Origin of the sequence: Microbacterium sp., from assembly GCF_031178525.1 — a bacterium.
Lineage (GTDB): Bacteria > Actinomycetota > Actinomycetes > Actinomycetales > Microbacteriaceae > Microbacterium.
The window spans coordinates 1-2,597 of the sequence record NZ_JAPSJA010000317.1; the positions used below are offsets into that span (position 1 = coordinate 1).

Consider the following 2,597-nt stretch of genomic DNA (forward strand, 5'->3'; position numbering starts at 1 on the left):
CGCGCGCCGAGTCGCGCACCGGAGCACGGGTCTTCGGTGCGGCGCAGGCGCTGCAGGACGTGGCGACCACGGGTGAGGGCTCGACGGACGGCGAGCAGTGGGATCGCGAGGAGCGCGCGGCGCTGCGTCGCGTCGCCGGCCTGTCGACCGAGCTCGAGGACGTCACCGAGGTCGAGTACCGGCAGCTGCGACTGGAGAACGTCGTGCTCGTCGGCGTGTATTCGCAGGGCTCCCAGATCGACGCCGAGAACTCGCTGCGCGAGCTCGCGGCGCTCGCCGAGACGGCCGGCGCGGTCGTGCTCGACGGCGTGCTGCAGCGGCGCCCGCATCCGGACCCCGCCACCTACGTCGGCCGCGGCAAGGCCGGCGAGCTCAAGGACATCGTCGCCGCCGTCGGGGCCGACACCGTGATCGCCGACACCGAGCTCGCCCCCAGCCAGCGACGCGCGCTCGAGGACGTCGTCAAGGTCAAGGTCATCGACCGCACGACCGTGATCCTGGACATCTTCAGCCAGCACGCGAAGAGCCGCGAAGGCAAGGCGCAGGTCGAGCTCGCGCAGCTCGAGTACCTGCTGCCGCGCCTGCGCGGCTGGGGTGACTCCATGAGCCGGCAGGCCGGTGGCCAGGTCGGCGCCGGCGGTGCGGGTATGGGCTCCCGTGGTCCCGGTGAGACGAAGATCGAGCTTGATCGTCGCCGCATCCGCACGCGGATGGCACAGCTGCGGCGGCAGATCCGCGACTTCGCGCCCGCGCGCGAGGCGAAGCGGGGGGAGCGCAAGCGCAACACGATCCCTTCCGTCGCGATCGCGGGCTACACGAACGCGGGCAAGTCGAGCCTGCTGAACCGTCTGACGAGTGCGGGCGTGCTCGTCGAGAACGCCCTGTTCGCGACGCTGGATGCGACGGTGCGTCGCTCGGAGACCTCCGACGGCCGCGTCTACACGCTCGCCGACACGGTCGGCTTCGTGCGCAACCTGCCGCACCAGCTCGTGGAGGCGTTCCGCTCGACGCTCGAGGAGGTCGCGGACGCCGACGTCATCCTGCATGTCGTGGACGCGCACCATCCGGATCCGGCCGGTCAGATCCGGACCGTGCGCGACGTGATGGGCGATGTCGGGGCGCGCGACATCCACGAGATCATCGTGTTCAACAAGGCCGACCTCGTCGACGCCGACACCGAGCTGGTGCTGCGCGGACTCGAGCCGAAGGCCGTGTTCGTGTCCTCGCGCACCGGCCAGGGCATCGACGAGCTGCGCCGGGTGATCGAGGCCGCGCTTCCGCTCCCCGACATCGAGCTGCGCGCGCTCGTGCCGTACGACCGCGGCGATCTGATCTCGGCGATCCACGAACAGGGTCACCTGCTGGAGCGCTCGCACGAGGAGGGCGGCACGCTCGTGCACGCGCACGTGTCGGAGCGACTGGCCGCCGCGCTGGAGCCGTACCGGGTCGCGTCGTAGCGTGCGCATCCGGCCGTACCGACCGGGTGACCGCGCCGCGGTCGCCGAGATCTGTCTGCGCACGGCCGACCACGGGTCGGACGCGACGGGCGTCTTCGAAGACGACGACCTCTGGGCGCTCGTGTTCGTGCTGCCGTACGTGACGCGGCATCCGGATCTCGCGTTCGTCGTGGAATCGCTGGACGGCCGGGTCGTCGGCTACGTCGTGGGCACCGACGACACGGACGCGTTCGAGGACTGGTTCCGCGCGGAGTGGTGGCCGCGGTTCGCCGAGCGCTTCCCGCGCCCCGAGGTCGAGCGCACGCGCCAGGACGGCACCGTGATCTACGCATACGGTCGCCGCGCCGGCGCGGAGCCGTACGCGGGTCTCGGCTATCCGGCGCACCTGCACATCGACCTGCTGCCGGACGCCCAGGGGCAGGGCCTCGGTCGCGCGCTGATCGACACACTCGTCGCGGCGCTGAAGAGCCGTGGCGTCCCGGGCCTGCACCTCGCTGCTTCGGACAGGAACACCGGCGCGCTCGCCTTCTACGACCGCCTCGGCTTCACCCGCCTGGCGTCCCACCCCGGCGTGCAGGCGTTCGCGATGCCGCTGTCCTGACCCTCGCAGGGCAGCCCGCGCGTCTCGCGCCCGAGCCGCTGGCGCGGCTCTTGCAGCACGTCAGTCGAGCTCGAGCGGCGGGACGTCGGGGGTGTCGAATCCGAGCACACCGCCGAGGAACGCGAGCTCCGCCTCGAACGCGCGCACGAGCGTCGCCGCCTGGCGGAAGCCGTGCGACTCGCCCTCGAACAGCACGTACTTGTGCGGAACGCCGTTCGCCGCCAGCGCGTCGCGCAGCGCCTCGGACTGCGAAGGCGGGACCACAGGATCCCCCGAGCCCTGCAGGATCAGCAGCGGCGTGCGCAGGGTCTCGGGGCGGGACAGGGGGGAGCGGCTGACGTACACGTCCTCGGCCTCGGGCAGCGGGCCCACGAGGCCGTCGAGGTAGCGCGCCTCGAAGTCGTGCGTGTCCTCGGCCAGGCGGCGCAGGTCCGCCACGCCGTAGCGGCTGATGCCCGCGGCGAAGGCGTCGGTGTCGGCGACCGCGCACAGCACCGTCCATCCGCCCGCCGAGCCGCCCTTGATCGCGATGCGCGCCG

3 protein-coding genes are annotated in these 2,597 nt (G+C 72.3%); 2 read left to right on the forward strand and 1 reads right to left on the reverse strand.

Translation table 11 applies throughout. The features are described from left to right. Together hflX and RIF89_RS13755 are read left to right on the forward strand one after the other, a co-directional pair. Positions 1-1,457 (forward strand): GTPase HflX (gene hflX / locus RIF89_RS13750; protein ID WP_309069649.1); only part of this gene is annotated, 1,457 nt, incomplete at its 5' end. A 1-nt stretch (position 1,458) separates the two neighbouring features. Next, positions 1,459-2,058: a GNAT family N-acetyltransferase gene (locus RIF89_RS13755; RefSeq protein ID WP_309069650.1), complete on the forward strand. Its 600-nt coding sequence runs from the start codon at positions 1,459-1,461 to the stop codon at positions 2,056-2,058. 60 nt (positions 2,059-2,118) lie between these two features. On the opposite strand, the gene RIF89_RS13760 is transcribed toward RIF89_RS13755, so the two are convergent. Further along, a partial coding sequence (locus RIF89_RS13760; protein ID WP_309069651.1) for a prolyl oligopeptidase family serine peptidase occupies positions 2,119-2,597 on the reverse strand: 479 nt, incomplete at its 5' end.